The 3,923-nt window shown below is 65.3% G+C and carries 3 protein-coding genes; all 3 read right to left on the bottom strand.

Annotation, left to right across the window (positions count from 1 at the left end):
- Nucleotides 1–167: 167 nt before the first annotated feature.
- The 3 genes from ABZ444_RS51295 to ABZ444_RS51305 all read right to left on the bottom strand — a co-directional run bounded on the left by ABZ444_RS51295 (nucleotide 168) and on the right by ABZ444_RS51305 (nucleotide 3,738).
- Entirely contained in the window at nucleotides 168–1,937 is a 1,770-nt protein-coding gene (locus ABZ444_RS51295) for an ABC transporter substrate-binding protein (protein WP_358012676.1), read from the bottom strand.
- 63 nt (nucleotides 1,938–2,000) lie between these two features.
- Nucleotides 2,001–2,999, bottom strand: a complete 999-nt coding sequence (locus ABZ444_RS51300) for an ABC transporter permease (RefSeq protein WP_358012678.1) — start codon at nucleotides 2,997–2,999, stop codon at nucleotides 2,001–2,003.
- A 274-nt stretch (nucleotides 3,000–3,273) separates the two neighbouring features.
- Nucleotides 3,274–3,738: a cellulose synthase gene (locus ABZ444_RS51305; RefSeq protein WP_358012680.1), complete on the bottom strand. Its 465-nt coding sequence runs from the start codon at nucleotides 3,736–3,738 to the stop codon at nucleotides 3,274–3,276.
- Between the last annotated feature and the right edge of the window lie 185 nt (nucleotides 3,739–3,923).

A 3,923-nucleotide genomic window follows, 5' to 3' on the forward strand; every position in this document is an offset into this window, starting at 1 on the left:
GCTAAGGTGGGTATCCACACAACTACTAGATCATTCAGGCCATATAAAACCCTTTTTTTTTTTTTTTTACACTTTTTCTCGGCATTGGGGGGCGGGCCGGTGGGGGCCCGGCCGCCGAAGCCTTCACCTGCTTTCGGTACGGGACGTTCCGGCAGTTGGCGCCGTTGCTACTGGGTGCTCAGCGTGAGGAACTCGTACATGCCCCAGTTCTGGGAGACGAAGACGTTCTTCAGCTGCGGCGGGCGGTAGAACAGGCCGTGCGCCCAGACGTAGGGAAGGATGTAGCCCGACTCCATGACCTGCTTGTCGACGGCGGCCCAGATGCTGTTGCGCTTGGTCGCGTCGGTCTCGCCCGCGGCCTGGTCGATCAGCTCGTCGATCTTGGGGTCCTTCACGCCGAGGTTGGTGTTACCGGCGGGACGGATGACCCGGCTGTCGACGATCTGCTGGAAGAAGCCGAAGCCCTCGGGGTAGTCGGCGCCCCAGCCGTAGACCATGAGGCCCAGGTTGTTCTTCTTGGCGAAGTCGGGCTTGCCGGCGTACAGCTTGAAGTAGTCACCCTGCGGGAAGCCCTTGAGCTCCAGCTTGATGCCCACGCGGCCGAGCGACTGCTGCAGCGACTCGGCGGTCTGCTTCTCGGCCGAGCGCTCGTTGCGGAAGGAGATGGTGGTGCTGAAGCCGTTGGGCTGGCCGCAGGCCGCCAGTTCTTCCTTGGCCTTGGCGATGTCACCGGTCGGGTTGGCCTCGACGCCGTAGGGGTCGATCTTCTGGTAGCCGGTCATCTTGGCCGGCATGAGGCTGAGGGCGATGTCGCCACCGGCGTCCGGGCCGCCGTAGGCGCCCTGGATGGCCGAGCGGTCCGTCGCGTACAGCACGGCCTTGCGGCAGTGGATGTTGTCGAACGGCGGCACGTCACCGTTGATGTTGGTGAACCAGGTGCGGTCGATCGGGGCCGAGTCGGCGTACTGCTTGGCCTTCTCGTCGGTCAGGACCGTCTTGCGGGCGTTGGCCGCCACGCCGGTGCTGTTGACCTTGACGTCGATCTTGCCGGAGAGCAGGCGCTGGTCGAGGTCGTCCTCGTTCTGGCCCAGCAGCACCTCGATCGAGTCGTTGAGCTGCTTGCGGTTGGGGTCGGTCGCCGCGTCCCAGTTCGGGTTCTTGACGAGCTCGATGCGCTTGGTGAGCTCGTGCGCCTTGAACATGTACGGGCCGGTCGCGACCGGGTGCTCCTTGTACTTCGAGCCGGTGTCCTTGGCCTCGGGCACGGGGGCCGTCTGCGGGAGCATGGCGAAGTAGTCGAAACCGCCGTACGCCTTCTTCAGGTGGAAGACGATGGTCTGGTCGTCGGGGGTCTCGATCGCCTTGAAGTCGTCGAGCTTGTTCTTCATCTTGTACGGGCCGGTGTAGCTGCCGACGTCGAGCCAGTCGTTGAAGTACGTCGGGCCGCTGGGCAGGATGTCCTTGTCCAGCGAGCGCGCCACGCCGTACTTGACGTCCTTGGAGGTCACCGGGGTGCCGTCCTCGAACTTGACGCCCTTGCGCAGCTTGTACGTCCACGTCTTGCCGCCGTCGCTCGGCGTGCCCAGGCCCTCGGCCAGGTCGCCGACGAGCTGCAGGCCCTCCTCGCCGGGGACCGGCTTGAACATGGTGAGCGCGCGCGTGTAGAGGCGGGCGAAGTTCCAGGCGTAGCCGTAGTACATGTCGCCCGGGTCGACCGAGTCGAAGTCGCCGGGCATGCCCATGTGGAGGGTGCCGCCGACCTTCTCCGACGGGTTGATGACCGCCGTCACGCCCGCGTTGTACTTGCTGGACGGCTTGTCGTCGCTGCCCGAGCCGCTGGTGTTCTTGCTGCCACCGCCGCCGCCACCACACGCGGAGACGACCACGGCGAGAGCGGCGGTCACCGCGATCGCCGACGCCTTAGATCTCATCTTCATCGACCTGACACACCCCTTGAATCTAGGAGTTGAGAGAACTTGCGGATAACTACTCACGAGGCCTTATCGGGCCTTGGGATCGAAGGCGTCCCGAAGACCGTCACCGAGCAGGTTGAACGCCAGCACGGTGACGAAGATCGCGAGGCCGGGGAAGATCATGAAGTTGGGCGCCACGTCGTAGTTGTGGACGGCCTCAGCCAGCATGCCTCCCCACGTCGGGGTCGGCGGCCGCACGCCCACGCCGAGGAAGGAGAGTGCGGCCTCGAACAGGATGTTCGACGGGATCAGCAGCGTCGAGTACACGAGGATCGGCGCGAGCAGGTTGGGCAGGATCTCCTTGAACAGGATCGTGTGACTGCGCGCGCCCAGGCTTCTGGAGGCGTCGACGAACTCCCGCTCGCGCAGGGAGAGCGTCTGGCCCCGGATGATGCGCCCGATGTAGGGCCAGTTGAAGAAGCCGATGATGAACACCAGCAGGCTGATCCTGAGGGTGTCGCCCGACATGCCGAACGCCTTGTCGGGGATGACGCCGGCCAGCGCCAGCGCGAACACCAGCAGCGGGAAGGCGAGGAAGATGTCCATGAGGCGGGAGATGACGGTGTCGATCCAGCCGCCGAAGAAGCCGGCGATCATCCCCATCACGGTGCCGATCACCACGCACAGCAGGGTCGCGAAGAACGCGATCAGCAGCGAGATGCGGGCGCCGTACAGGATTCGGCTGAACAGGTCGCGGCCCGTGGTGGGCTCGACACCGAACAGGAAGTCCCAGCTCATGCCACCGAAGGCGCCGATCGGAGCCTGGATCGCCGGGTCGATCTTCTCCCGGTGCCATTCGGCCGGGTCGTGACCGAACCACGACACCAGCACCGGCGCGAAGATCGCCACGAGGATCAGCAGGACGATGACGATGCCGCCGATCATCGCGACGCGGTCGCGCTTGAGGCGCATCCAGGCGATCTGCCCGAGGGAACGCCCCCGGATGACTGAAGACTCCGCCCCCTCAAGAACGGTCTCCGGCCCGGCCTCGACGGCCGAGTCAGGAACATCGAGCGGTGCGGTCATGCCAGTGGCCCCCTGGATTCCAGACGACGTCGTCCGTGTCGGCGCGACCCGGTCAGGGTAGTGCGCCCGTGCAAGGCGAGTCCGCAGAGTCGCGGCCCCAGGAGGCAGAATCTATGGCCTGAGCTGGTGTGACCAGTCCCTCAGCGCTCGATGTGGCTCAACTGTGATTGACGCGAAACTTATTCGTATCGATCTTGATGTGAATGTCTACGGCCCGTCCCGGTTGGGTCTCGGAACTGTGACAGTGCCGATCCTGGACCGTTTCTGTCCGAAATCAGCTGATGCCGCGACGCTTCAGAAGCGCTTCGATATCGGAGAAGTCATCGTCGTTCTTGGGGGTCTTCGGGGCCACCGACGGCTGGGGTTTGTTCGCTACGGGCTGAACCGGCGGCTTCCCGCCCGGCTCGGGAGCGGCCTTCTTCTTGCGCCTCACGGACAGCCTGCGGCCGCGCATCACCCCGGAGACCACGAAGAGCACGGCGGCCAGGCCCGCCACGGCCACACCGGCCCACACCATCGGGTTGAGCACCAGCCCGGTGACGAACCCCACCGCGGTCGCCCCGATCGTCCACAGCGCGCTGAGCGCGCCGGTCAGGTAGGCCGCCACCGGCAGCAGGGACCAGGCCGCCAGCCTCATCCCCGCAGCCGCGCCCCGGCGCCTGAAGGCCAGGAAGCTCAGCACCAGCCCTACCGCCGTCACCCCGGCGCACAACGGCAACCAGGCGATCTGATTGAACATTACGGCCGCCCCTCGTCTCGACTACGCCTTCCATCCTGGCACGCGAAACGCCGGGAGCCTCTCCTCCGCGAGGACCAGACGCCCCCTAGGGGCAATGCCGGTTAGTTAGGGCTGGGGCTGGATCGTCTAGCCCTGCGGTGATCAAGACATGAGAACGGAGATCCGGTAGAACGGGTGATCTTCCC

The organism is Nonomuraea sp. NPDC005730 (assembly GCF_040630865.1).
GTDB lineage: Bacteria > Actinomycetota > Actinomycetes > Streptosporangiales > Streptosporangiaceae > Nonomuraea.